The following is a 25,271-nucleotide window of genomic DNA, read 5'->3' as shown; positions in this document are numbered from 1 at the left end:
GCCCCTGACCGTCAGGGCCTTACCAGCACCTTCAGTGCCTCGCGCCGGTCCATGGCCCGGTAGCCCTCGGGCACCTCGGCCAGGCTGACGGTACGGTCGAACACCCGGCCCGGGTCGACGGTGCCGTCGAGGATGGCGGGCATGAGTTCCTCGATGTACGCGCGCACCGGGGCGGGGCCGCCGGTGAGGGTGATGTTGGCGTCGAACAGGCTGTCGACACCGATCGGTGCTTCCTCGTACTGCGGGACGCCGACCCGGCTGATCACGCCGCCGGGACGCACCGCACCGACCGCCATCTCGTAGGCGCTCCTGTATCCGACCGCCTCCAGCACCGCGTGGGTGCCGTCGCCGCCGGTCAGCTCGCGGATCTCCTCGATGCCTTCCTCGCCGCGCTCGGACACGACGTCGTCGGCACCGAAGGAGCGGCCGAGGTCGGTACGGTCCTTGTGCCGGCCCATGAGGATGATCCGTTCGGCGCCGAGCCTCTTGGCGGACAGCACCGCCATCAGACCGACCGCGCCGTCGCCGATCACCGTCACCGTGGTGCGCGGATTCACCCGGGCCTGCTTCGCGGCGTGGTGGCCGGTGGCGTACACGTCGGACAGGGTCAGCAGCGACGGCAGCAGCGCGGAGTCCTCGCCGACGGGGAGTCCCACGAGGGTGCCCTGCGCCAGCGGGACACGGATGGCCTCGGCCTGGCCGCCGCCCATGCCCGCGGAGTCCCAGAACCCGCCGTGGCGGCAGGACGTCTGCAGGCCCTCGCGGCAGAAGTCGCAGGTGCTGTCCGAGTAGGCGAACGGGGCCACGACCAGGTCACCCCGTTCGAAGCCGGACACCTCCGCGCCGAGTTCCTCGACCACTCCGAGGAACTCGTGGCCCATCGAGGTGCCCTGGTCGGAGACCGGCATGTGGTGGTAAGGGTGCAGGTCACTGCCGCAGACGCAGGAGCGTACGATCCGCACGATCGCGTCCGTGGGCTGCTCCAGGACCGGATCGGGCGCGTCTTCCACGCGCACGTCCCCGGCGCCGTACATGAAGGTCGCTCGCACGGTGGTCTCCTTCAGTCGACCGGGATTCCGTTTCCCCCTCCCCTTCCAGTTCTCCCTCCCCTTCCGGATCTCCCTCCCCTTCCAGATTCGCACCCCCGCCCCGCTCCGCAAAAAGGCGCCTATCCGGCGATGGCGTCGAGCTGCGCCACCGCGTCGGCCGGCAGTTCGAGGCCGGCCGCGGCGACGTTCTCGCGGAGATGGGCCACGGAAGAGGTGCCCGGGATGAGGACCGTCGTCGGTGACCGCTGAAGCAGCCACGCGAGCGCCACCTGCTGCGGCGAGGCACCGAGGCGGGCGGCCACCGCGGTGAGCGTCTCCGACTGGAGCGGGCTGAAGCCGCCGAGCGGGAAGAACGAGGCGAACGCGATGTTCTCGGCCGCGCACCGGTCCACGAGGGCGTCGTCCTGGCGGGCGGCGAGATTGTAGAGGTTCTGTACGGTGACGACGGGTGCGATGGCCTGAGCCTCCGTCAGCAGCGCCGAGGAGACGGCGCTCAGCCCGAGATGACGGACGAGGCCCTCCCGCTGAAGCTCCGCCAGGGCGCCGAACTGCTCCGCGATGGAATCGTCCGCGGTGCCCTCGGCCGTCCCGACCCGGAGATTGACGACATCGAGGACGTCCAGGCCGAGATGCCGCAGGTTCTCGCGTACCTGGGCCTTGAGATCGCCGGGCTCAAGCGCCGGGTTCCAGGAGCCGTCGTCGCCACGGCGGGCACCGACCTTCGTGACGATGCGGAGGTCCGCGGGGTAGGGGTGCAGGGCCTCCTTGATGATCTCGTTCACGACGACAGGACCGTAGAAGTCGCTGGTGTCGATGTGCGTGATACCGAGGTCGACCGCCTCGCGGAGCACCGCGACGGCCTCGTCGCGGTCCTTGGGCGGACCGAAGACTCCGGGGCCGGCGAGCTGCATGGCGCCGTAGCCCATACGGCTGATGGTGAGATCGTCGGCGAGCGTGAGGGTGCCGGCGGGGGTTGCGCTGGTCATGGTGTTCCTTTCGTCGCGGATCAGGGGGTCCGGTCCATGGGAACATCCGTCCCGGGGCCGGAATCCGCTACGACCGACTCTGCGCCTTTTCCGCTCCAGGTGGCAGTGCCCCCGCGTTCCTGGGACCGGCACAACCAGTCACGCGCGCGGTCAACCCCCAAGGGCGGCCAGGTCGAGCCCGCCCAGGCCCGGCGCGCTCGGCGGCTGCTCAGCGCCGCGCCCAGACCCGGCGCGCTCAGCGCCTGCTCAGAGCCCGGCCAGAGCCTGCTCAGAGCCCGGCCAGGCGTGCGTCGGCCTGGTCACGCAGTGCCCGCAGGGCGATCGGCTCCCGCCCGTAAAGGACTTCGGTACGGGCGTTGTGGGCGGCGGGCCACAGGCTCGCCGCCCAGGCGAGCCGCCGCTCCTCGTCCGTGAACGACCGTCCCCGCGTCTCCTGATAGGCGTCGAGGAACGCCGCCGAACTCTCCACGGGTACGAGCGTGGGGTGCTCGGCACTGGCGAACGCCCCCGACGCGGCTCCCGCGATCGCCGCCTCCGGCAGCCACGCCAGGCTGTCCCAGTCGTGCACCGCGTATGCGTCCTCGCCTGCCAGGGAGCGAGGGCAGGACGTCGGGTGGGGTCGGTGTCAGCGGTTCGTGAGCGCGAGTCCTTCGGCGGTGTCCCTCGCGCCGGTGACGGCGCCGGTCGGTACCGCGCCGTCCAGGGCGGTCAGCTCCGCGGGGGTCAGGGTGATGTCGGCCGCCCTGACGTTCTCCTCCAGATAGGCCCGCCGCTTGGTCCCGGGGATCGAGACGGCGCCCTGTGCGGCGACCCATGCCAGGGCGATCTGTCCCGGGGTCGCCCCGCGCGCCTCGGCGACCGCGCCGACCCGGTCCACCAGTGCGAGATTGGCGGCGATGCTCTCGGCCGAGAAGCGGGGCAGTCCCCGGCGCGCGTCGTCGGGGTCGAGGTCGTCGACGCTGCGGATGGCTCCGGAGAGAAAGCCGCGGCCGAGCGGGGAGAAGGCGACCAGCCCGATGCCCAGCTCGTCCAGCGCCGCCTTGATCCCGTTCTCCAGCAGGTCGCGGCTGAAGAGGGACAGCTCCGACTGCACCGCGGTGATCGGATGGACGGCGTGCGCGCGGCGGATCGTGGCGGCGGCGGCCTCGGAGAGTCCGAGGTGACGCACCTTGCCTGCCTCGACCAGCTCGGACATGGCGCCGACGGTCTCCTCGATCGGGACGGCCGGGTCGACGCGGTGGAGGTAGTAGAGGTCGATGGTGTCCGTCTCCAGATGGCGGAGCGACCGCTCCACCGCCCGGCGCACATGCTCGGCCCGCCCGTCCAGCGGTGTGCCGTCGGCGTCGAAGTCCCTCGCGAACTTGGTCGCGATGGTGATCTCCGCGCGACGGCCGCCCAGGGCCCGCGCGATCAGCTTCTCGTTCTCGAACGGCCCGTACGCCTCGGCGGTGTCGATATGCGTCACTCCCAGATCCACCGCCCGGTTGAGGGTGGCCACCGTCTCCTTCTCGTCCCTCGCGCCGTAGAACGCGCTCATGCCCATGGCGCCGAAACCTTGCGGCGGGACTCGCAGACCGTCACTGCCCAGTTCGATCGTCTTCACTGTCCGTCTCTCACTTCTCTCGTGCGCCTCGTGTGCGCCTCTCGTGCGCCTCTTGCTGCGCTTCGGCCGCGCATCTCTTACGCGCGGCAACCACCTGGCCACCGTGCCTCCTGGAGCGCGCTCCAGGTCAACTGGAAGCCGCGAGGCCCGGCCGATCGCCGGATCCGGCGATCCGGCGGAGCTTGACCTGGAGCGCACTCCACGTTGCATAGTGGTCGGGTGGACGACGAGGTGCTATTGCCCGATATAGGCGTCACCGTGCCGCCCGAAGGCCTGCTCATCGGTGAGGCCGCGGCCGTGTGCGGACTGAGTGTCGACACCCTGCGCTACTACGAACGCGAGAGCCTGACGCTCCACCCGGCCCCGCGCTCGGCGTCCGGGCGCCGCCAATACGGTGCCGACGACCTGGCCTGGCTGGGCGGGCTCGTCATGCTCCGCCGGACGGGCATGCCGATCGCCGACATCCGGCGGTACGCGGCGCTGGCCCGTCGGCCGGGAACCGACGCCGAACGGCTGCGGCTCCTCGAACAGCACCGCCGCGAGGTGATCGCGCGCATGGAACAGACCCGGAAGCACCTGAACGCGATCGACCGGAAGATCACTTCGTACCGGAAGGTCGTCGGACCTCAGGAATCGTGAGGGCGCTTCGGGAATCGTGAGGGCGCCGGTGGCTTCGAGAATCGTGAAGGCGCCGGTGTCCGGGCCACGGCCGCCGGGCTACGGCCGCCGGAGCCGCAGCCAGTCCCCGTAGTGCGTATGGCTCAGGACGGCGTCCTCCGGTGCGGTCAGCACATCTCCCGCGACCTCGGCGAACATGCCCGCCTGGCCGTCGGTGACCACACGGCGGCCGTCGGGGCGTGCGGCCAAAGTGATCCGGCCCAGCTCGTCGAGCGGGAAGACCTCGGGTCCCGCGATATTGCGGATGCCCCGTGACGGGGTGTCCAAGGCGGCCCCGACGACGCCCGCGGCGACATCGGCGGCGGCCATCGGCTGCAAGGGGGTGGGAGGCAGACGGACGACGTCACCGTCGGTCGTCCAGGACAGAACCGCGTCGACGAACTCGAAGAACTGCGTGGCGCGCACGATCGAGTACGGCGTCGGCGCGTTCTCCAGGACGTGTTCCTGGGCCGCCTTGGCCCGGTAGTAGTCGAGCCGCGGCACCTGATCCACGCCGACGATCGAAAGAATCACATGGTGGCGGACACCGGCCGCCTCCGCCGCGACCCCGAGGTTGCGCATCGACGTCTCGAAGAAGCCGAGGGAGGACTCGTCGAACGTGGGGGAGTTCGTCAGATTGATCATCACATCGGCGCCCGCGAGAACCTGGTCCAGGCCCTTGCCGCTGATCACGTCCACACCTGTGGACAGCGAAGCGGGTACGACGTCATGACCGGCCGCCGTCAGCCGTTCGACCACCTGTGAGCCGATCAGACCGCGTCCGCCCAGGACCGTGAACTTCATGGCTCGCCCTTCGCCTCATGGCTCACCCCTCGCCGAGGGGCGGGCACCCGTCGCCTCCGCCCGCGGTACGCCCGTACGCCCATACCGCCACACGCCCGTACCGCCACACGCCCACGCCCGTACCGCCACACGCCCACGCGCCCGTACCGCCGTACGCCCTACCTCCCACCATGCCCGAGCCCCCTCGATCGCGCTCGTGCCCGTACCGGGGCCCTGCCGACCACGCCTCAGAAGACGTCCGGGCACCACGGACGCCTCGGCGTACGGAAGAGCCTCTCCGCCACCGCCGCCGCGCCCGGCCGTTCCTCGCTCACCGCGCCCAGCGCCACGAGCCGCAGCACGGACTCGTCACCCAGATACAGCGCGCCCAGCTCCCTCACGTCCAGCACGAGATCCGGCGACTCCGTGGTCGTCACACAGCTGGCGCCGTCCGGCCCGGCCTCCAGCCGGAACCGGCCGCCCGCCAGCTCCGCCCGGTCGTGGATGTCCAGGACGACCGTCCCGGGAACGGCGTACGTACGGGCCTCCAGCGCCCGTACGGCGTCGAGGATCCGTACCCACAGGAAGTCCGCCTGGGTCACGATCCGGGCCGCGCGCGGGTCGGGCAGGAAATGGGGCAGCAGATCGTCCGGGGCGCGGAACCCCGTCCTGACCGTCGTGATCCAGTCGATCGAACAGAGGAACTGCCACAGGGCACGCTCCGCGCGCGGGCTCACGGCGATCAGCTTCCGCACGGACGCGGTGTTCTTCGGCTGCTTGCCGTCGCCCCACTGGTCGTCGGCGGTGTAGGTGGCCAGACCCTCGACCTCACCGGACGCGGAGCGGTAGACGGCGTGGAAGGGCTCGACCCAGGGGCGGCCGGTGGGCGCCTCGCCCGTATTGATCTGCCACCAGCGCTCGTCGCGGTCGGTCGCGCCGGGCTGGCGCAGCCGGAGGCGTTCATACAGCTCAGGACCGAGTTTCCGGACGTCGGCGGCGTCCGCCAGATCGATCCTGCCGCCGTCGACCGGGCCCGACCAGCGCGGGTCGAGACCCGTACGCGGCACATCGATCGCCCACTCGGCGACGCCGGCGGCGGGGCCGAAGCCGTACCGCCCGTAGATCGGGTACTCGGCGGAGATCAGCGTGGCGACGGCGTCGCCGCGCTCCTTCGCGGCCGTCAGGTCGGCGGCCATCATCCGGCCGAGCAGCCCGCGCCTGCGGTGCGTGGGCGAGACACTCACATTGGTGACGGCGTCGGCGGGCAGCACGGCGCCGCCGACCACCGTCAGCTCCTGGGCGAAGGACCGGAAGGTCGCCACGCAGCGCCCCTGGTCGAAGGCGCCGCGCGTACGGTCCAGATCCGCGCGGGCGAGCCGCTCCGCGATCACCTCGTCCACGCCGACCGGTGGGTTCAGGAACCCGGTGTCGAGGGCTCGGCTCCAGTCGGGGAACTCGGATTCGGTGACGGTACGGACCTCAAGGCTCATGATCCGCACGCTAAGCCGTACGGGCCGCCCCGCGCATCCAGATTTTCACCGTCGCTCCTGGCGAGGGCCTCCCCGCGCCTCCGCCGAAGCCCTCGGGGCCGGCTTCACAGTCAGGTTCACGGTCAGAACACCCCGCTCACCCCCGCCTTCGCGGTCAGAACACCGCGCTCACCCCGCTCACACCGCGTTCAGCTCACCCCGCGTGCGCGGTCAGAACACCGCGCGGACCGCACCGACCTCCGCGCCGCCGCCCAGCAGCGGCGCCCGGCCGATGCGTCCGACCACCTCGGCCTCCACGCCCAGCAGTTCGAGGGCGCGCGCCAGCACGGGACCCACCGCCCGGGTCCCACCGTCGTCGATCTTGAACGCCAGCGCGCGGCCGTCCGCCAGCGCCACCGCCTGGACCGCTTCCGCGCCCATCTTGGAGAGCGTGCCCGGTACTTCCCTCATCAGCCAGGTGTCCGAACGGCGCGTGCCCGCCACATACTCCGGGTGGGCGCGCATCGCGTCCGCCACCCGCCGCTCGGCCGTGCCCGGCGCGGCGAGCACGAAGTGGCGGAAGGCACGGGCCAGTCCGGTCAGGCTGATCGCCATCAGCGGGGCACCGCAGCCGTCCGTACCGACCGCCGGAACCGGCTCCTCCGCCGTCTCCTCGATCACCGTGCGGACCAGTCGCTGGAGCGGATGGTCCGGGTCCAGATAACCGTCCTTGGACCAGCCGTTCTGGGCGGAGACCGCCAGCATCGCCGCGTGCTTGCCCGAGCAGTTCATCAGGATCCGCTCACGCGCCCCGCCGGCCGCGAGATGCTCCTCCGCCGCGAGCTGATCCAGCGGCAGATCCGGCGGTGTCCGCAGATCGTCCACCGTCAGTCCGTGCTCGGCGAGCATCACGCGGACGAGGTCGAGATGGAACGCCTCCCCCGAGTGGCTCGCCGCCGCCAGCGCCAGCCGTTCCCCCGACAGATCGAGACCGGCCCGCAGTACGGCGGCGGCCTGCATCGGCTTGTTGCTGGAGCGCGGGAAGACCGGCAGGCCGGGGTCGCCGAGCGCCAGTTCCACCCGCCCGTCCGCCCCGAGCAGCACGAGCGACCCGCGGTGCCGGCCCTCGGTGAAGCCGGACCGTACGACCTCGGCGAGGACGGACGGGACGGCCGTCGGCGTTCCGGACGCCGACGGTACGTCCTGCTGGGGCACGGCCGTGGGGGTGGCCGTCGGGGGTATGACCGGCGGTACGGCGGGGGTGCTGGGTGTCATCGTCGGCCTTCCGGGGCAGGGGCGACCCGCTCGGAAACGCCGACGGCGCATCGGGCGGCCGTCGGCGGTCTCGGGTACGGGTGCTCTTCGGGGGTGGGCAGGTCCTCTTCAGCGGAGAGGGTGGGTCCTCTTCAGCAGAGGGTCTTCTTCAGTAGGGAGGGTCTTCTTCGGCAGGGAGGGCCTTCTTCAGATGAGCAGGTCATCCACTTGAGCTTCCCCCTCACGGTACCTCCGCGCGATCTCCGCACTGCATTCGTTCGCCGTCTGCTGCAACTGCTGACGGCGGCGCGAGAGCTGCTGTTCGTTGCGGATCAGCCGGCCCATCGCGGAGTGCAGTTCCTCATCCGTACGGGCCTCCAGGTCCGACAGCTCCACCTCCGCCAGCGTCTCCGCGGCCAGCGCGCGGTACTCCTCGCTGCGCGGAACGGAGAGCGTGACATGACGGGCGGAGGTGCGGTGCCGCGAAGGGGCGTCGGTGAGGATCTCGGACAGCCGGTCGAGCAGCGGCGTCTCGGGCGCGGTACGGCGGGCCAGCTCGGCCCGCAGGATGTCGATACGCCCCTGGAGGAGCCGGCGCAGATAGCTGAGATCGGCCTCGTCGCGCTGTGAGTCCCGGCGCAGCGCGCGCAGCTCGGGCAGCCGGAGCACGGTGAAGTCGTACGGCCGCGGCGCGGGCAGCGAGCCCTCGCCGCCGGTGCGCTGTACGGGCGGACGGAGTCCGCCGGGTCCGGTGCCGGAACCGGAGCCCGTACCAGAGCCTGTACCGGCGGCGGTGACCCCGGCCGCGACTCCGACTCCGACCCCGGCCACGGGCCCTGAACCGGCCACGGCCCGGCTGTCCGTGTCCGTCGCAGGCCCCGCGCCCGTACCCGGTCCCGTATCCGACCCCGTACCCGGTCCCGGACCGGTGGCCAGAAGATCCGGACCGGTGCCCAGGCAGGAGCCGAGGACGGCACCCGGGTCCGTACCACCACCGGTGGCGGCGCCCGTGGCGGCGCCGGTCCCAGCGGCGGGAACGACGACGGGGCCGCTGCCCGTCCCACTGGTCGTGCCACCGGCCGTGCCACCGGCCGTGCACGTCGTCGGTACGGGACCGGGCGGCTGTCCGCCACCAGGTGTGGTCATCGCGCGTACTTCCCCTCACTCCGCTGGGGCGAACCCGGTCCCTCGCTCCGCTGGGAACCCCCCATCCCTGGACCGGCACGCGAACCGACGCACCGCCTTCGGGCATCGTGCCACTCCTGCCCGGACGCATGCGTGCACTCCGCACCCGTTCGGCCCCCGATAGGTTGGCCCGTATGCGTGCGGTGGTGCAGAGAGTCGACGGCGCGAGCGTCGACGTCGTGACGGAGTCCGGGACCGAGACCGTCGGCGGGTTCCCGGGCGAGGGACTGTGTGTGCTGGTGGGAGTGACCCATGAGGACACGAAGGAGCAGGCGGAGCGGCTCGCCAGGAAGCTGTGGTCGATACGGCTGCTGGAGGGCGAGCGATCCTGCTCGGAAGCGGACGCTCCGCTGCTGGTCATCTCGCAGTTCACCCTCTATGGGGACGCCCGCAAGGGGCGCCGCCCGACCTGGAACGCCGCGGCGCCGGGCCCGGTGGCCGAGCCGCTGGTCGACGCGGTGGTGGCGGGTCTGCGGGCGCTCGGCGCGCGCGTGGAGACGGGCCGCTTCGGAGCGGACATGAGGGTCACGCTGACGAACCACGGCCCGTTCACGGTGGTGCTGGACATGTGACGTCGGCACCCGCGGCAGGTGACTTCGGCGCCCGCGGCACGTGACATCGGCGCCCGCGATTTCCGCATATCTGATGGCACCGCATGTGACATCCGCACATGGATGTGATAGTGGGCTTCAGGCCTCCACGACCGCTTCCTGCGCCGCCGCGGTGTCCCCCGCCATCAGCTCCGCGTCCACCGGCACATTGCGCTTGACCAGAGCCAGCGCGATCGGTCCCAGTTCGTGGTGGCGCGCCGAGGTGGTGATGAAACCGAGCTGGCGCCCCTCGGCACCGTCGGCCGCGAGCCGGACCGGCGTACCGTGCCCCGGCAGATGGACCTCGCTGCCGTCCAGATGCAGGAAGACCAGCCGACGCGGCGGCTTCCCCAGGTTCTGGACGCGCGCCACGGTCTCCTGGCCCCGGTAGCACCCCTTCTGGAGATGGACCGCGCTGCCGATCCACCCCAGCTCGTGCGGGATGGTCCGGTGGTCGGTCTCGAAGCCGAGACGCGGCCGGTGGCCCTCGATCCGCAGCGCCTCGTGGGCGAGGGTCCCGGCCAGCGGCCCGTGCGACGCGGCGTAGGTCTCCAGGTCGGCCCGGGGCAGGAAGAGATCCCTGCCGTAGGGGGTCTCCCGTACGACCACGCCCTCGGGCGGCTCCGCGATGGAGCCCGCCGGGAGGTGGACGACCGCGATGTCGTCCGTACGGTCGGCGACCTCGACCCGGTAGAAGAACTTCATCGACTCCAGGTAGGCGATCAGCGCCTCCTGCGTACCGGGCTCGACATGCGCCCAGACCGTCTCGCCGTCGTCCACGAGATACAGCGCGTGCTCGATATGGCCGTGCGCCGACAGGATCAGCGCTTCCGTGGCCCGGCCCGCGGGCAGTTCGCTCACATGCTGGGTGAGCAGCAGATGCAGCCAGCTCAGCCGGTCGTCCCCGGTCACGGTCACGACTCCGCGATGGGAGAGATCGACCAGTCCGGTGCCGTCGGCGAGGGCGCGCTGTTCACGGAACAGATCGCCGTAGTGCGCGGCGACACCTTCGTCCTGTCCTTCGGCGGGGACGGCTCCGGGCAGGGACAGCAGAGGGCTCTTCATGTCTATCAGCGTACGACTCGGGCGGACTTGGCCGCAGTGGGCCCGTGAAGCGCGGAAAAAGACTCCGCGTCACCCCACGTCGCCCCACGATGATGCGTGCGACGTGCCGGTGAACCGCCCGACGTGCCTGGGAACCGCCCGACGTGCCTATGAATCGTCTGAATCGTCCTTCGCCGCGTGCGCGGAGCATGCCCGGCAGCGGCCGAAGATCGCGAAGTGCTTCATGTCGGTCGTGAAGTCGTAGGTCTCGCTCAGCTTGGCGGTGAATTCCGCCGCGACCTCGACATCCGCCTCGATCACTTCCGTACAGTCCCGGCAGACCATATGGATGTGGTGGTGGCGGTCGGCCAAGTGGTACGTCGGAGAGCCGTGCCCGAGGTGGGTGTGGGAGACCAGACCCAGCTCCTCCAGCAGCTCAAGAGTCCGGTAGACGGTCGAGATGTTCACCCCGGAGGCGGTCTTGCGCACCTCCGAGAGGATGTCGTCCGGCGTCGCGTGTTCGAGGGTGTCGACGGCTTCGAGAACAAGCTGGCGCTGAGGCGTCAGCCGGTAACCACGCTGCCGCAGGTCGCTCTTCCAGTCGATGCTCACCACGCCCCCCAGTGTAGGCAGGGGCGCACGCGATCGTGGCGGGCTACTTGAAGAAGGCGATGCCGTCGTCCGGGAGGTCGCCGAGGTCCTTGGCCCACTCCTCGACCTGGCCGGGGGTCACGACCTTGCGCAGATGCGCCGACATGTACGGGCGCAGCGGGATCTCGGGGGTGGACTTCTCGCCCACCCACATGAGGTCGCCCTTGACATAGCCGTAGAGCCGCTTGCCGCCGCTGTAGGGCCCGGAGGCCGCCGTACGGGCCACCGCGTCGGTGACCAGGTCGATCTGCGGCTTCTGGTCGGCCAGCTCGCCGTACCAGACCTCCACGACGCCCTGGTCGCGGACCATCACGACCTCGACCTTGCGCTCCTTGTCGATCCGCCAGAAGCCGGACTCGGACTCGATCGGCCTGATCTTCTTGCCCTCGGCGTCGAGCGCCCAGGTGTGCGAGACGTACTCGATGAAGTCCCTGCCGTCATGGCTGAAGGTGACTTCCTGGCCGAAGTTGGCCTTCTCGTCGCCGGGGAAGTCGAAGACGCCGACGCCCTCCCAGTTCCCGAGGAGGAAGACGAGGGGAACAAGGTCCGGGTGCAGGTCGGACGGGATCTCGATCATGAGCAGCTCAGTCGATCTGTAGAGGGGAGGCCGTGACGTTGACGACGCCGTGACGTTGACGACGGTGGTACCGCGAGTGCCTAGCGCTGGCCCTGGTACAGCTTCTTCACGGTCAGACCGGCGAAGGCGAGCGTGCCGACACAGACGAGGACCAGCAGGGAAGTGAAGAAGGCCTCAAGCACGGGGGGCTCCTCGGATGTGCGTAGGGGCGGGGCTGGGGCCGGTGGGGCCGGGCCCCAGCCTAATGGGTGGTGGCCCGGCCCTCTCGGTGAGGTGCAGCCCGCTCAGCCGAGGAGCTGATTCTGGAGCATCACGGTCTGGTGGAACGGTACGGCGGCGGCGCCGCCCTTCTTCTCCTGGACGATCAGCGCGAGGGTGTCACCCGCGAGGACATACGCCTGGCGTATCTGTGTGGGGCCGTAGGGCTTGGGCTCCGTGTACACCTTGGACAGGGTGTTGGGTACGACGTCGTCCTCGGCCCAGCCCTCGTCCAGCTCGGTCGACGGGGCGGCGGCCAGCGGGATGCCGGCCGTCAGCCCGTCGCCGATCTCCTCGGCTTCGTACGTCAGCGCGAACGCGACCGACTGGAAGCGGAGCAGATAGACGCGCGAGGTGGTGCCGTCCGGCATGGTCCAGCCACGGGCCGCGATATGCCGTACGGCGTAGTCGCGCAGGGAGATCCTCAGGGCCGCGCGTTCCTCCGGGGCGTACTCGGAGAGATAGCGCTCGACGTCCACCCAGCCGCCGGTGAGCTTCTTGTCGGCGGTGGCCCCGGCCGGGGCGGGCAGCAGCAGTTCACGCACATCGGCGTAGTGGATCTCCGCCTCGTTCGCTTCGGTGAAGGGGCGCGGGGCGCCGGCGGGGAGGGCGGGCAGGGCGAGGCGCGGATACTCCCACCGGCCGTCGTCACGCGTGGCCAGCCCGGGTACGTCGGTTCGCTCCATACCGCCGATCCCGAACGCGGCACCGGTACCGAGCCCGCCGAAGACGATCACGGCGGCGGCCCAGCGCCCCACGGCCCGCAGCACCCGCCGCGACGACCGTGCGGCCCGCGGCACCACGGGCGGCTGGAGGGGCATCGGAGGCACGACACCGGCAGCGGAGTCCACGGCCACGGCGGCGGGCCCGGCGACGCTCTCGGGCGCGGGCGCCGAACCGTCCTCGGCCGCGGCCACACCCTGGGGCACGGCCTCGGACACGGCCTCAGGTCCGGACTCGGGCGCGGACTCAGGTCCGGCCCCAGGCGCGGCCTCGGACACGGGCTCAGTCACGGCCTCAGGTCCGGCATCGGACACGGGCTCAGTCACGGGCTCAGGTCCGGCATCGGACACGGCCTCGGGTCCGGACTCAGGCGCGGCCCCGGGTCCGGACTCGGGTCCCGCCTTGGGCTCCGCCTCAGGCGCGGCCTCTGTCGCGGCCTCTGTCGCGTCCGTGGGTGCCGGCTTCGGCGATGACGTGATCTGCTCGGTCATATGTACTTCCCCGGGGATGCGATGTGGTCGAGCTGATCCCTCGTCAGTTCGGCGACGGCGGACGGGTCGAGCGGCTCCGTGCCCCGCGCGACGACATCGACGGCCAGCTCGCCGTCGTACGCCACGCACTCCATCGCCGCGAGCCCCGACTCCTTCTCCTTCGGGGCCAGGAAGCATCTGGCGTCCTTGTGGCCCTCGACCGCCGGTCCCTTGCGGGCCCCGGGCCGGTCCGCCTGGTTCTCGTACCAGCGGTGGACGGCCCCGCGGTCCGTCATCCGCATCAGATACACCTGGACGACCAGGTCTTCGGAGTACGCGCTGTAGGAGCGCACGGCCATGCCCTTGACGCCCAGCTTGTCGATCTCCTTGTTCAGCGCCCTGCGCAGCTGGGCGGGGAGCCCTTCGCCGATGGACCGGAACATCTCCGTCGCCTCTTTGGCGGTCAGGGACACATCGTTGCCGTGCTCATCCACATCCGGACCAAGGCTGTAGTCCTCGGGGACGGGGAGCAGCTTCCGGCTGAGATCGGTGTCCGTGCGCCCTTCGGCGAAATGCTCGGCCGGGTCCGGATTCGGGCGTGGCTCGGTGTCCGGCTTCCGCCACAGCGTGGTGGGGGCGGTCCTGTCGGCCCCGTCGACGGTGGTCTTGACGAACGCGATACCGCCGCCGATCGCGCCGAGGACAAGAACGGCGGGCAGCACGGTCCCGAGGAGCCGACGCGCGCGGCCGGGCGGCGCCACTGCCGGTGCCACTGCCGGTGCCACTGTCACTGCCGGGGAAGCCGGTGCCGGTGCCGGTGCCGGTGTCGGTACCACTGTCGCCGCTGGTGCGGCCGGTGCCGGGGAAGCGCTCTCGGTGGCCTCGGTGGCCAGGTCGTCGTTCACAGGCGCTCCAACTGCCGCTCGGCCAGCATCCGGATGTCCTTCTTGCTGATCGGCTCGGTGTCGAAGATGTTGATGTCGAGCATCACATCGCCCCGGTGGGCGATGGCGCGGGCGCGGTACTGCGGCAGGTACCCGGCCTCCCGCTCGACCTTGTAGAGGTAGTAACGGCCGTTCGAGCTGCCCTTGACGGGATCGCCCGGGTTGCCCGCGCCGTCCTCCGCCTCCGGCATGTAGGCCAGCTGTCCCTCCGCGTGCTCGGGGGCGCCCAGGGACCAGTCGGCCCGGAACTGCACAAGGAAGATGTTCGTCTCGCGGTACTCGCCCTGTTCCCAGGAGGCGGACGCGGCCCGGCGGAAACCTTTCCCCGACAGGTCCTCGAACATGTAGTCCGGCTCATCGAAGTCACGGACGTATCCGTCGAGCGAGAGCCACCCGTCACTGGCCCACGTCAAGACGCTCTCCCTCGCGCCGGAGGGCCGTGGCAGCAGCAGCTTGCGCAGATCGCCGTCGGTCTTGACCCGGCTGTCCTCCTCGGCGGACAGCGGCTCCGCCTCCTTCCCCTCGGGAAGGGACTTGGCGGGGTACGCGAGGCCGGGCTGGGCGAGCGCCGGCAGCGGGGTCGGCGCGCGGTCGGCCTGGACGGCGTACCCGGTGGCGGTTCCGGCGACGATGCCGAGCACCGCGGCGGCGGCGATCAGCAGGGTCGTACGGCCACGCCTGCGCGGCGGCCGGCCGGGCCCCGGCACGGGCCCCGGCAGAGATTCCGGAGCACCCACCGGCTCCGGCTCCACAGCCGCAGTAGCCACGGGAGCCACAGGGACCGCAGGGGCCGCAGTAGCCACAGGAGTAGCCGAGTCAGTCGGCTGAGATTCCAAAGAAAGTCCCCCCACGAGACTTCACAAGACAAGGCTTGAAACGCGGGTTCCGTTACCCGCGCACAGACCTGACCGCCGAGCGCACAGGGTGGTTGTACCTGGGCGGATTACAGTTCGGCATATGCAATCCGCGAAGAAGCTCGTGATCAAAGTGACCGCGGGGGCCGATGCCCCCGAGCGCTGCTCCCAGGCCTTCACGGTGGCGGCGGTGGCCGTGGCCAGCGGTGTGGAGGTCTCGCTGTGGCTGACGGGCGAGTCCGCGTGGTTCGCGCTGCCGGGCAGGGCGGCCGAGTTCGAACTGCCGCACTCCGCGCCGCTGCCGGATCTCATGGAGTCGATCCGGGCCGGGGGTCTGATCACCCTCTGCACCCAGTGCGCGGCCCGCCGTGACATCACGGAGAAGGACGTCATCGAGGGGGTACGGATCGCCGGCGCGCAGGTCTTCGTCAGCGAGATCATGCCGGACGGCGTCCAGGCACTCGTCTACTGACGTCCGCCGAGTCCGCCGACGTCCACCGAGTCCGCCGACGTCCGCGAAAACCCTATGACGTCCGCGGCGCCCGCCCGCAAGGCGGCGCCCGCCCGCGAGGCCGCCCCCGCCGGAGGGCGGCCGGGCACATCTCCGCCCCCGGGCGGGCGCCGCTTCCTTGCCGCGTCCCGTCACGCCCCCGTTCACTGCCCTGTTCGCCGGGCTACTTCCTGCTGTCTCTCCTCTGGGGCTTCTTGCCGTCCAGCTCGTCCCACCACTCATCGGACTGAGGGTCCCCGGACGGGTCGTCCCACCAGCGGTCGTCCTTGCCTCGTGCGTTGCCCACCATGGCCGCGATCGGAGGAATGACCATGGCGACGATGCACAGGGCGACAGCGGCCGGAACCGACCAGAATCGTACGAACGTCCAGGCGGAGACGAAGAGGATCAGGCATCCGCCCATCAACAGGAAGTACCGACGACGGCGTCGCGTGTACATGTCTCCAGCGTACGACCGAAACCGCCGGCGGGCGGTGGCCGTGCCTGTCCGCCGGAGCGGAGTCGCGGAGCCTTACGCGTCCGGCGCAACGTCCGCGTCCGGCGCGACCTCCGCGACCTCCGCGACCTCCGCGACCTCCGCGAGGTAGGCACGCAGGACGCGCGGCTGGAGACCGTACCGCCGCTTGAAGGTCGGGTTGCGCCGGCCCAGCTCGACCCAGTCGCGGCCCGAGGCCCACGCCTCCCGCATCACATGGGCGTACGCCACATAGAACGGGCTGTAGCCGGGGGTGTCCGCCCCGCGCCGCACCGTGCCGGCGTCCGGCTGTAGACACCGCTCCCGCAGCCCAGATCCAGGACCCGGAGCCCGGAGAGGTCGCCGAGCACGCCCAGCACACTCGGGAACTCCAGCTCCCGCCGGAACGGGAGCCGGGAGAACTCCTCGTAGATCTCGGCGAGTTCGTCGAACTGTGTCATCAGGGATTCCTCGATCCTCTGGACATGAGGCGGAGATGCCGGGCAACGGCCGTCCCGGTGACCGAAAGCGGGATGAACCGCCGTGCGAGCGGGAACATCTCCTACGCTTGCCCACCGAACTCCCCCTGAGCGTGGCCCGCCGTGAGCGATGCGTGCGCGCGTTGAACGCGTGCGTCGGCGCACCCTCTGCGCACCCCCTGACGGACGCGGACAAGGGCCCGCCGGGCTCGTGCTGAGGAGACCTGAGGAGACCTGAGGAGAAACGAGGCCTTGGCCCGCCATCAGCCCAACCCCCATCTCGCCGCGCTGCTCAACGAAGCCCACTGGAGTCCGGGCGAACTGGCACGGGCCGTCAACGAACTGGGCGCGGCACAGGGTCTGCAACTGCGTTACGACCGCACCTCGGTCGCCCACTGGCTGACCGGCTCCCGCCCCCGGCCGCCCATACCCGTCCTGGTCGCCTCGGCCCTCAGCCGCCGCAGTGGCCGCCTGGTCACCGAGGAGGAGACCGGTCTCGCACAGCCCCAGCAGGACGCCGTCGATCCCTTCCCTGCCGACGGGCCGGAGCCGGGCGGTGTCATGGACCGGCTGACGGCACTGGCCCGCGCCGACGCCGACCCGACCCGCCGCGCCCTTCTCGCCGGTTCCGCCTACGACCTGGCCGCCGCCACCGCGCCGGCCTGGAGCCCCGTACCGTCCGCCGCGGCGCGGTACGGCGCCGCGGGATCACGCGCCGCCGGGCCCCGGGCCGCCTCGGGGGACGTCCAGCGGCTGCTCTGGATGGTCCATGTCTTCGCGGATCTCATGGAGCGTCACGGCGGTGCTCACGCGCGCTCCGCGCTGACCGCCTACCTCGCGGAGGACACGAGCCGTCTTCTGGCCGCTCCCGCCCGGCCCGCCCTGCGCCGGGACCTGTTCACCGGCGCGGCCCAACTCACCCATCTGCTGGCCCGTATGAGCATGGACGCCGGCTATCCCAGCCTGGCCCAGCACTACTTCGGCACCGCCCTCGGCCTCGCCCACGAGGCCGGTGACCGGCGCCTCTTCGCGATCACCCTGCGCGCCATGAGCCTCCAGGCGATGTTCCTCGGATTCCACGAGCACGCACGGGGTCTCGCCGAGGCCGCCGTGGACACCGCCGGACCCCGTACCGACCGGGCGACCCGGGCTTTCCTCCTGAGCCAGCGCGCGCTCACCCACGCCCACGCGCGGCAGCGTCACAGAGCCATGAGCGATCTCTCGGCGGCCGAGACGCACCATGACCGCGCGACCGGCCCGCCGGGGCCCTTCACCAGCTATCCCCGGGCCGGACTCGACTACCAGCGCGGCAGGACCCTTCTCGCCTTGGGGGATACGGCACCGGCGGCACAGGCCTTGACCGTCGCGGCCGAGGCCCGCCGGGAGGACCGGCACAGATCCAGCGCCCTCAGTCGCGCACGGCTCGCCGACACGCTCCTCACGATGGGGCATCTGGAGGAGTCCTGCACCCACTGGCACGTCTTCCTCGACCACTACCCGAGCCTGCGCTCGGCCGCCGCGGACCAGGCGCTCAGACGTCTGCGCGGGTCCCTGCGCGGTTTCCGCCACCAGCCGCACGCCGCCGCCGTACTCCACCGCGCCCGGGGCCTGGCCTTCCTGCCGCCCAACCCCTGATCCCCGGCCAGCCCTGATCAGCCGGCGCGCGGAGTCATCCTGCCGTCCGTGCTCTCTCCGGCACCGCCGGGTGGCTCCGGTACGGGGGAAGGCGGTACGGGGGAAGGCGGTACGGGGGAAGGCGCGCCGAGCGCCGTCGGGGCTTTGACGAGCACCTCGGGCACCCTCGGCACTCTCGGCACCCTCAGGGGATCGAAAGCAAATGGATCGTCCATGCCCCATGCGTACACCGCCCGTCACCGAGCGCGAACGTTCTCCCGCGGGAGTCGGCACGATCGATCTCTCGTCATGGCCCGACGCCGCCCGTGTGGCCCAGGCCGTGTCTCCCGGCTCCGGGCCGTGTCTCGCGGCTCCGGCTCCCGGCTCCGGGCAGCACTCCGCCCCGCCGGACGACTCCGGCGGGGCGGAAGAGCCTCGGGACTGTGCGGGCTCAGACGGCGATCGCGACCTCCGAGAGGCCTCCGGTCTGCGCGACGACCGTACGGTCCGCCGTGGCGCCGGGAACGAGCGCGCGCACGGTCCACGTGCCCTCGGCGGCGTAGAAGCGGAACTGGCCGGTCGCCGAGGTCGGGACCTCCGCGGTGAATTCACCGGTCGAGTCCAGCAGGCGTACATAACCGGTGACGGGCTCGCCGTCACGGGTCACGGAACCCTGGATGGTGGTCTCGCCGGGCTTGATCGTCGAAGCGTCGGGGCCGCCGGCCTGTGCTCCACACATACTGTTCAGTCCTCCAGGTCGGAACGTGATTACTTGTTGGCGCCGAGCTCGATCGGCACACCGACGAGCGAGCCGTACTCGGTCCACGAGCCGTCGTAGTTCTTGACGTTCTCGACACCGAGCAGCTCGTGCAGCACGAACCAGGTCAGCGCGGAACGCTCACCGATACGGCAGTACGCGATCGTGTCCTTCGCCAGGTCGACCTGCTCCTCGGCGTACAGCTCCTTGAGCTCGTCGTCCGACTTGAAGGTGCCGTCGTCGTTGGCGTTCTTCGACCACGGGATGTTGCGGGCGGACGGGATGTGGCCCGGACGCTGCGACTGCTCCTGCGGAAGGTGCGCCGGGGCGAGCAGTTTGCCGCTGAACTCGTCGGGCGACCGTACGTCGACCAGGTTCTGCGTGCCGATCGCGGTCACCGCGTCGTCACGGAAGGCGCGGATCGCGGTGTTCTGGGGCTTCGCCTCGTAGGTGGTCTCCGCGCGCTCCGGAACGGCCTCGACCAGGTCGCGGGAGTCCAGCTCCCACTTCTTGCGGCCACCGTCGAGGAGCTTGACGGAGTCGTGGCCGTACAGCTTGAAGTACCAGTACGCGTAGGAGGCGAACCAGTTGTTGTTGCCGCCGTAGAGCACGACCGTGTCGTCGTTGGCGATGCCCTTGGCCGACAGGAGCTTCTCGAAGCCCTCCTGGTCGACGAAGTCACGGCGGACCGGGTCCTGGAGGTCCTTCTTCCAGTCGATCCGGACGGCGTTCTTGATGTGGTTCTTGTCGTAGGCCGAGGTGTCCTCGTCGACCTCGACGATGACCACCTTCGGGTCGTCGATGTGGGCCTCGACCCAGTCGGCGTCTACCAGGACGTCGCTGCGGCTCATGCTGTTCTCCTCCGGGGCAGTGTGCGGCGGGGTCATGCGTGTGATGCGGTGGCTTCCGGGCATGGCACGCATGGGACGGAAGCCGGCGTACGGCGCGGGGCTGGCCCTGAGATACTCGAAGGGCCGGAAGACGGGACGCGGAAGTCCCGCTCAGACAGCGCGACAGAGCATGGCGGCGACGCGGCACAGGTCAACTGCCCGCCGCTTCGTGAAGTCCGCCTGCTGCCTCATACGTCCGATCGTAGGGACGTTCCGACGGACATGTCACCGGTGTGTCACATGGTGAGACACGATCATCCACGGAGTGAGACAGATGTTCCGGTCGTACGATTACCGCCGCCCCGCCCGGCGCTTCCGCCCGTCGGCCTTCTGAGGAGCGGACACCACCGTCTCACCATCCGGCCATCCGACCATCCGACTGTTGGCCCATCCCGGCGTCCGGCTGCCCGATCGTCCCGGTGTCCGGCCGTCCGACCGGACGGAAGCCACCCCGGACGGGGTGGGCCACCCCGTCCGGGAGCCGTTCCATTCCCTAGCCCGCGAGCGAGACGTCCGTGCCCGTGCCGGCGAACTGGAGGCCGCTCTCCGAGGCGGTGATCCGGTCCAGCTTGATGGTGGACGGCAGTCCGTCGAGCTTGAGGTCGTAGTTGACCACGTCCCGCACCTGCTCGTTCAGACCCGGCACCGGCAGCTCGGGCAGGGCCTCGGCGCGCAGCCGGACCGTGTTGCCGCCCTCCAGCGAGACCGTGCTGTACGCCGTGACATCCTGGCCGTCCAGCAGCGCCCGCACGGAGGACGGCATGTCGATGCCCGCGCCGTCCAGCACGTCCGCCAGCCGGCCCGAGAGCTTGACCTGCCCCTTGGCGGCCCGGTCGGCGCCCGCGTAACCAACCGTCGCGCCCTTCGGCGCCGACTTCGCGAGATCCGCGTACGAGATGTGTGCCGAACCGCTGGCCTGGGCGGCGGTCGCGGACGAGAAGCTGCTGTCGATCTTGACGTTCTTCAGCTCGGCGCTGACCTCGGTCACCTGGACCTGATGCCCGTCGGCCGTGGCGCTGACACCGTCGAGGGCGATGTCGACCTCGTCCACCGAGGAGCCCAGGACCTGCGTGAGGAAGGGGAAACCCTTGATGGAGACCTGGGGCTGGGAGCTGAGCCCCTGGCTCGACCTGATCTTGTCGGCGATCTGCCCCTCGGCGAAGTACACCGCGGCACGGTCCGCGGCGACGAACAGACCGCCGAAGACCACGACGAGTATCAGCAGTATTCGCAGTGCGCGCATTGCTCGGTGTCCCCCACCCTGTTAGGTGTCTGTCTGGCCTTGCCGGGTGTCCGGCCCTGTAGGGCGTCCGGCCCCGTAGGTGTCGGGGCAGACGCCGATCGGACGCTGCCCGTCGATCCCCGTGATCGTCTTTGATCACTTTCGATCGCTCTGGCTTCCCTGACGACCGTGCGAGCGTAACGGTTCCCGGAACCGGCCTCCGAACGGTCAGCCCAGCACACGGCCCAGCAGATAGACGGCCGGTGCGGCAGCCGTGAGCGGCAGGGCCACTCCCGCCGTCATATGCACGAAACGGGACGGATAGTCATAGCTCGCGGCCCGCAGCCCGACCAGCGCGCAGACCCCGGCCCCGAGTCCCAGCAGCGCGCCCGCGCCGCCCAGATCCGTCATCCCGCCGACCACTGCCCCGGCGCCCGTCGCGACCAGCAGGGCCACCACCACGGAGACGATCCCCGGCAGCGGCAGCGCACGCGCCACGGTGGCCACGGCGACCGCCACCCCGCCCACGACCACCGCGTCCGGCAGGGCCGCGAGATGTCCGGTGGCGATGATGGTGAGCGCGGCCGAGACGACGGTGGCCATCAGGCCCTCCATCCGCTCGTCGGCGCCCGCGCGGCTGCGCAGTTGCAGCACGACCGTGAGCAGCACCCACACACCGAGGGTGCCGAGGACCGCGGCCACGGCGTACTCGTCGTCCACGGCGAGCAGCGCGACATCGGCGGTGAGCCCGCCGAGGAAGGCGAGCGCGATGCCCTGTCTGGCCGGCCACATGCCGTTCAGCCGGAACCAGCCCGCCGCGGTGACCGCCTGGAGCAGCACCAGCGGGACGAGCAGCGCGTACGGTCCGACCGCCGCGCCTCCGGCCAGCAGCAGGCCGAGTACGGCGGTCAGGCCGGCCGGCTGCATACCCGGCGGGATGATCGGCGACCGGCCCTCGGCGCGGGCGCGCTGGGCGTCGGTGATCCGGGCGTTGCCCATGGTGGTAGGGGCGCTGTAGCCGTCGACGGCGGCGGCAGGCGCGGCAGCGGGAGCAGAGGTGGGGGCGGAAGCGGACGCGGGACCGGTCTGCGCCGGTCCCTGGAACGCCCCCTGGGGCGCGTACGAAGCCGGACCCGGACCGGGCGCCGCACCTGGCGCCGCGCCGGGCCCCGCACCGGGAGTCTGACCCGGCATGGGCACCTCGGGCGGCAGCGGATAGGCGCCCTGCACGCCCTGCGTCCCCTGCACGCCCTGAGCGCCCTGCACGCCCTGGGCGCCCTGAGCGCCTTGCACCGGCAGATAGGCCGTCTCGGCGGCGGCAGCGGCCTGAGGCGCCTGCTGATACGGCTGGTGCGCCTGCGCCTGCCCTTGTCCCTGCCCCTGCCCTTGTCCCTGTGCCTGCGGATACGGCTGAGGCTGCCGGCCCTGCTGGACGACCTGCTGCCCGTACTGGTCCTGCTGCCACTGGAGACGCGGCTGGTACTGGGTGTCCCAGGTCTGGCCCTCCCAGGTCTGCGCGGCGCCCTGATCCTGGACCGGCTCCTGGTACACGGGCTGCTGCTGAGGGTGCTGGGGCTGCTGTGACTGCTGGGGCTGCTGGGGCTGCCGCGGGTTGCCGTACTGGTCGTACTGCCCATGCCCGGCGTTCTGGTCATGCCCGGCGTTCTGGCCAGGCACGGCGTTCCCCTGGCCGTCCTCGCCGTACTGACCGTGCTCCCCGTACGCGCCGTTGCCCCCGTACTGGCCGTACGGATACTGCTGATCGTTGCTCATGTTGTGCGGTTCACCCTCCTGCGAACGGCGGGAGCACCTCGACCGTGCCGCCCTCGGCAAGCCGTACGGTCTCATGGCCACGCGTTCCCACGGGGTCACCGTCGACAAGGAACGAACACCTCTGGAGTACCCGCGTCAGCTCGCCGGGGTGCTTCGACCGCACGGCGTCGAGCGCGTCGGCCAGGTTGTCGGCCGTATACGATTCCTCGGCGACTCCGGCCGCGGCCTTGGCCGCGGCCCAGTAGCGGATCGTGCCCGCTGCCATAGCGGCACTCCTTTCGTCGGCCTCCATGATGGCCGACGCCCCTGGCCGTTCCGGGTCCGGGCCTCCGTACGCGGGCCGCCCTCCGCGCTACCGCCGGATGTCCGCGCGCCCCCGCTCCCCGGCCGTCAGCCACTCCGCGATCCGTGCGAGCAGGGCCTCGTCCGCCGCGTTCTCGGCGTGGCCCATTCCGGGTTCGAGCCAGAGCTCCGCGGGTCCCGCCCCCGCCGTCGTGGCCGCCGCGGCGGCCAGCATGCGCGGATGGTCCAGCGGGAAGTACGGGTCACGGTCACCGTGTACGACCAGCAGCGGGGTCGGGGCGATCAGCGGGACCGACTCGACCGGCGAGAGCGGCACCGGATCCCACTCCCGGTGGTGGATACGCGTATGCAATCCGTACCGTCCGACGAGCCGTCCGGCGGGCCGCGTCACCATCCAGTGCAGCCGTCGCATCGGTGCCGTCCCCCGGTAGTACCAGCGCGCGGGAGCGCTTACGGAGGCGACGGCGTCGGTGCGCGCATCCGTGCGCCCCCTGTGCAACGCGGCATGGCGCAGCACCACCGAGCCGCCCATCGAGAAGCCCACCGTCACCACGCGTTCATGGCCGAGCGAACGTGCCCATGTCACCGCCGCCGCCAGATCGAACACCTCCCGGTCGCCGACCGTGGACCGTCCGCCGGAGCCCCCGTGTCCACGGAACGAGAAGGTCACGACCGCCGCACGCTGGGCGAAGACCCGCGCCGCCCGTCGTACGGCCGGCCGTTCCGCCGACCCGGTGAAGCCGTGGGCCAGCACGATCGCGGTCCCGCCGCCGCCCCCGGAATCCCGGGGGAAACCCGCCGTACACGGCTCGTACACCGCCTCGATGGGGACCCGGTCCACGGTCCTGAGAACCGCGCGCCGGGCAGCGGGCACCCTGGATGAATCAGATGATCTGCGGGATTGACCAGATGACGCGGTACACATGTGGGTTATTCTGCTGCGAAGAGGATCCGGGCAACGTAGCCCCCGGGTCCTTTTGTGTTTCCGGTTCGTTGTTACAGACAGATGACACAGCGGTACCGGGCAGTACCAAGCGGTAGTACTGAGCAGTGCGGTGCGAGCACCGCGCTACGGCACTACCGAGCAGTGCCGCATACGTCCTCGCAGGGACCGAGGAGGAACCGACGTAATGGGCAAGCAAACCGCGCACGACCACTGTCCGACCGAACCGGCCGGGCCGGCCGCCGAGCCGACGACCGCACCGGCCACCGGACTGGCGACCACACCGGCCGCCGCCCCGGCCACCGGACTGACCAGGGCAGGTGAGCGGCGATGAGCTCCCTGCTGCTCCTGACCAACGCACTCCAGCCCTCGACGGAGGTGCTGCCGGCACTCGGGCTCCTGCTCCACAATGTGCGGGTCGCTCCCGCCGAGGGGCCCGCACTCGTCGACACCCCCGGTGCCGACGTCATCCTGATCGACGGCCGGCGCGACCTGCCGCAGGTCAGGTCGCTCTGCCAGCTTCTGCGGTCCACCGGACCCGGCTGCCCGCTGATCCTCGTCGTGACCGAGGGCGGACTCGCCGCCGTCACGGCGGACTGGGGGATCGACGACGTACTGCTCGACACGGCGGGCCCCGCCGAGGTCGAGGCACGGCTGAGGCTCGCGATGGGCCGCCAGCAGATCTCGTCGGACGACTCCCCGATGGAGATCCGCAACGGCGATCTGTCGGTCGACGAGGCCACGTACAGCGCGAAGCTCAAGGGGCGGGTCCTCGACCTGACCTTCAAGGAGTTCGAGCTGCTCAAGTACCTCGCGCAGCACCCCGGCCGGGTCTTCACCCGGGCCCAGCTCCTCCAGGAGGTCTGGGGTTACGACTACTTCGGCGGTACGCGCACGGTCGACGTGCATGTAAGGCGATTGCGCGCCAAGCTCGGCCCCGAGCACGAGTCCCTGATCGGGACCGTACGGAACGTGGGCTACCGCTTCGTCACCCCGGAGAAGGTCGAGCGGGCCGCCGAGGAGGCCAAGGCGAAGGCGACAGCTCCCGATTCCTCCCGTGACGAGCCCCGTGACACCCCCCGTCACGACCCCCGCCACGACCCTCGTGCCGAGCCGCGGCACGAGAAGGCGGAGGAACGCGGGCGTACGGTTTCGGCCACCGAGCGGGCTTCGGTGCGGGAACCTGCCGTACGGCCTGCCAAGCGGTAGGTCACCCCGCGTAGACTGC

Annotated in this window: 29 protein-coding genes; 6 read left to right on the top strand and 23 right to left on the bottom strand. The window is 71.0% G+C overall.

Features of this window, described 5'->3' with window-relative positions; genetic code table 11:
- Positions 1-11: 11 nt before the first annotated feature.
- The 4 genes from OG214_RS21720 to OG214_RS21705 form a co-directional block, all read right to left on the bottom strand.
- On the bottom strand, positions 12-1,049 hold the full coding sequence (locus tag OG214_RS21720) for a zinc-binding dehydrogenase (protein WP_405985676.1): 1,038 nt from the start codon (positions 1,047-1,049) through the stop codon (positions 12-14).
- Positions 1,050-1,168: 119 nt separating this feature from the next.
- Entirely contained in the window at positions 1,169-2,035 is an 867-nt protein-coding gene (locus tag OG214_RS21715; RefSeq protein ID WP_363082580.1) for an oxidoreductase, read from the bottom strand.
- 268 nt (positions 2,036-2,303) lie between these two features.
- On the bottom strand, positions 2,304-2,603 hold the full coding sequence (locus tag OG214_RS21710; RefSeq protein WP_405985675.1) for a hypothetical protein: 300 nt from the start codon (positions 2,601-2,603) through the stop codon (positions 2,304-2,306).
- Positions 2,604-2,660: 57 nt separating this feature from the next.
- On the bottom strand, positions 2,661-3,638 hold the full coding sequence (locus tag OG214_RS21705; RefSeq protein WP_405985674.1) for an aldo/keto reductase: 978 nt from the start codon (positions 3,636-3,638) through the stop codon (positions 2,661-2,663).
- Between the two features lie 219 nt (positions 3,639-3,857).
- On the opposite strand from OG214_RS21705, the gene OG214_RS21700 reads away from it, so the two are divergent.
- Complete coding sequence (locus tag OG214_RS21700; RefSeq protein WP_363082577.1) at positions 3,858-4,277, top strand: MerR family transcriptional regulator; 420 nt, start codon at positions 3,858-3,860, stop codon at positions 4,275-4,277.
- 78 nt (positions 4,278-4,355) lie between these two features.
- Here the strand turns inward: OG214_RS21700 and OG214_RS21695 are convergent, their stop codons facing one another.
- The 4 genes from OG214_RS21695 to OG214_RS21680 form a co-directional block, all read right to left on the bottom strand.
- The gene (locus OG214_RS21695; protein WP_382854957.1) at positions 4,356-5,099 is read right to left on the bottom strand and encodes an SDR family oxidoreductase; all 744 of its coding nucleotides are present in this window, start codon (positions 5,097-5,099) and stop codon (positions 4,356-4,358) included.
- Positions 5,100-5,326: 227 nt separating this feature from the next.
- Positions 5,327-6,568 carry a GNAT family N-acetyltransferase gene (locus tag OG214_RS21690; protein ID WP_405985673.1) on the bottom strand — a complete coding sequence of 414 codons (1,242 nt, stop codon included), beginning with the start codon at positions 6,566-6,568 and terminating at the stop codon, positions 5,327-5,329.
- Positions 6,569-6,778: 210 nt separating this feature from the next.
- On the bottom strand, positions 6,779-7,822 hold the full coding sequence (locus OG214_RS21685; protein WP_405985672.1) for an asparaginase: 1,044 nt from the start codon (positions 7,820-7,822) through the stop codon (positions 6,779-6,781).
- 186 nt (positions 7,823-8,008) lie between these two features.
- Positions 8,009-8,632 carry an ABC transporter substrate-binding protein gene (locus OG214_RS21680; protein WP_405987569.1) on the bottom strand — a complete coding sequence of 208 codons (624 nt, stop codon included), beginning with the start codon at positions 8,630-8,632 and terminating at the stop codon, positions 8,009-8,011.
- 488 nt (positions 8,633-9,120) lie between these two features.
- Between OG214_RS21680 and dtd the strand changes: the two genes are divergently transcribed.
- Positions 9,121-9,558 (top strand): D-aminoacyl-tRNA deacylase, encoded by a 438-nt coding sequence (gene dtd / locus OG214_RS21675; protein ID WP_363082573.1) that lies wholly within the window; start codon positions 9,121-9,123, stop codon positions 9,556-9,558.
- A 117-nt stretch (positions 9,559-9,675) separates the two neighbouring features.
- Here dtd and OG214_RS21670 read toward each other — a convergent pair whose 3' ends face one another.
- From OG214_RS21670 to OG214_RS21645, 6 genes are all read right to left on the bottom strand, one after another.
- A complete protein-coding gene (locus OG214_RS21670; RefSeq protein WP_363082572.1) occupies positions 9,676-10,641 on the bottom strand; it encodes a folate-binding protein in 966 nt (321 codons plus the stop codon).
- Positions 10,642-10,788: 147 nt separating this feature from the next.
- Positions 10,789-11,235: a Fur family transcriptional regulator gene (locus OG214_RS21665; RefSeq protein ID WP_363082571.1), complete on the bottom strand. Its 447-nt coding sequence runs from the start codon at positions 11,233-11,235 to the stop codon at positions 10,789-10,791.
- Between the two features lie 40 nt (positions 11,236-11,275).
- A complete protein-coding gene (locus OG214_RS21660) occupies positions 11,276-11,848 on the bottom strand; it encodes an FABP family protein (RefSeq protein ID WP_363082570.1) in 573 nt (190 codons plus the stop codon).
- A gap of 284 nt (positions 11,849-12,132) precedes the next feature.
- Positions 12,133-13,047: a hypothetical protein gene (locus OG214_RS21655; protein ID WP_405987568.1), complete on the bottom strand. Its 915-nt coding sequence runs from the start codon at positions 13,045-13,047 to the stop codon at positions 12,133-12,135.
- Between the two features lie 269 nt (positions 13,048-13,316).
- Positions 13,317-14,072 (bottom strand): hypothetical protein, encoded by a 756-nt coding sequence (locus tag OG214_RS21650; RefSeq protein ID WP_405985671.1) that lies wholly within the window; start codon positions 14,070-14,072, stop codon positions 13,317-13,319.
- 128 nt (positions 14,073-14,200) lie between these two features.
- Positions 14,201-14,980, bottom strand: a complete 780-nt coding sequence (locus OG214_RS21645) for a hypothetical protein (RefSeq protein ID WP_405985670.1) — start codon at positions 14,978-14,980, stop codon at positions 14,201-14,203.
- A gap of 220 nt (positions 14,981-15,200) precedes the next feature.
- Between OG214_RS21645 and OG214_RS21640 the strand changes: the two genes are divergently transcribed.
- Positions 15,201-15,569, top strand: a complete 369-nt coding sequence (locus OG214_RS21640) for a DsrE family protein (protein ID WP_363082566.1) — start codon at positions 15,201-15,203, stop codon at positions 15,567-15,569.
- Between the two features lie 202 nt (positions 15,570-15,771).
- On the opposite strand, the gene OG214_RS21635 is transcribed toward OG214_RS21640, so the two are convergent.
- The 3 genes from OG214_RS21635 to OG214_RS21625 all read right to left on the bottom strand — a co-directional run bounded on the left by OG214_RS21635 (position 15,772) and on the right by OG214_RS21625 (position 16,523).
- Positions 15,772-16,047, bottom strand: a complete 276-nt coding sequence (locus tag OG214_RS21635) for a DUF3099 domain-containing protein (RefSeq protein ID WP_363082565.1) — start codon at positions 16,045-16,047, stop codon at positions 15,772-15,774.
- Between the two features lie 72 nt (positions 16,048-16,119).
- Entirely contained in the window at positions 16,120-16,356 is a 237-nt protein-coding gene (locus OG214_RS21630; protein WP_405985669.1) for a hypothetical protein, read from the bottom strand.
- Complete coding sequence (locus tag OG214_RS21625; protein WP_363082563.1) at positions 16,296-16,523, bottom strand: hypothetical protein; 228 nt, start codon at positions 16,521-16,523, stop codon at positions 16,296-16,298. Before OG214_RS21625 ends, OG214_RS21630 begins: the two co-directional genes overlap by 61 nt.
- Positions 16,524-16,793: 270 nt before the next feature.
- Between OG214_RS21625 and OG214_RS21620 the strand changes: the two genes are divergently transcribed.
- Positions 16,794-18,176: a hypothetical protein gene (locus tag OG214_RS21620; RefSeq protein ID WP_405985668.1), complete on the top strand. Its 1,383-nt coding sequence runs from the start codon at positions 16,794-16,796 to the stop codon at positions 18,174-18,176.
- 430 nt (positions 18,177-18,606) lie between these two features.
- On the opposite strand, the gene OG214_RS21615 is transcribed toward OG214_RS21620, so the two are convergent.
- From OG214_RS21615 to OG214_RS21590, 6 genes are all read right to left on the bottom strand, one after another.
- On the bottom strand, positions 18,607-18,894 hold the full coding sequence (locus OG214_RS21615) for a DUF1416 domain-containing protein (RefSeq protein WP_093594878.1): 288 nt from the start codon (positions 18,892-18,894) through the stop codon (positions 18,607-18,609).
- A 29-nt stretch (positions 18,895-18,923) separates the two neighbouring features.
- Complete coding sequence (locus tag OG214_RS21610; RefSeq protein WP_405985667.1) at positions 18,924-19,763, bottom strand: sulfurtransferase; 840 nt, start codon at positions 19,761-19,763, stop codon at positions 18,924-18,926.
- A gap of 532 nt (positions 19,764-20,295) precedes the next feature.
- Positions 20,296-21,045 (bottom strand): DUF2993 domain-containing protein, encoded by a 750-nt coding sequence (locus tag OG214_RS21605; RefSeq protein ID WP_363083217.1) that lies wholly within the window; start codon positions 21,043-21,045, stop codon positions 20,296-20,298.
- A 207-nt stretch (positions 21,046-21,252) separates the two neighbouring features.
- A complete protein-coding gene (locus OG214_RS21600) occupies positions 21,253-22,797 on the bottom strand; it encodes a hypothetical protein (protein WP_405985666.1) in 1,545 nt (514 codons plus the stop codon).
- A gap of 10 nt (positions 22,798-22,807) precedes the next feature.
- Positions 22,808-23,062: a MoaD/ThiS family protein gene (locus tag OG214_RS21595; RefSeq protein ID WP_363083219.1), complete on the bottom strand. Its 255-nt coding sequence runs from the start codon at positions 23,060-23,062 to the stop codon at positions 22,808-22,810.
- A gap of 87 nt (positions 23,063-23,149) precedes the next feature.
- On the bottom strand, positions 23,150-24,025 hold the full coding sequence (locus OG214_RS21590) for an alpha/beta hydrolase family protein (RefSeq protein WP_405985665.1): 876 nt from the start codon (positions 24,023-24,025) through the stop codon (positions 23,150-23,152).
- Positions 24,026-24,230: 205 nt separating this feature from the next.
- On the opposite strand from OG214_RS21590, the gene OG214_RS21585 reads away from it, so the two are divergent.
- Positions 24,231-24,377, top strand: coding sequence for a hypothetical protein (locus OG214_RS21585; protein WP_405985664.1), 147 nt, complete (start codon positions 24,231-24,233; stop codon positions 24,375-24,377).
- Entirely contained in the window at positions 24,374-25,252 is an 879-nt protein-coding gene (locus OG214_RS21580; protein ID WP_363083222.1) for a response regulator transcription factor, read from the top strand. The genes OG214_RS21585 and OG214_RS21580 overlap by 4 nt, the downstream gene beginning before the upstream one ends.
- Positions 25,253-25,271: the final 19 nt, after the last annotated feature.

Source organism: Streptomyces sp. NBC_00872, from assembly GCF_045161915.1.
In the GTDB taxonomy this organism is placed as follows: domain Bacteria; phylum Actinomycetota; class Actinomycetes; order Streptomycetales; family Streptomycetaceae; genus Streptomyces.
The sequence above is the reverse complement of the archived record's forward strand: the minus strand, read 5'-3'. Positions and strand labels throughout refer to the sequence as shown.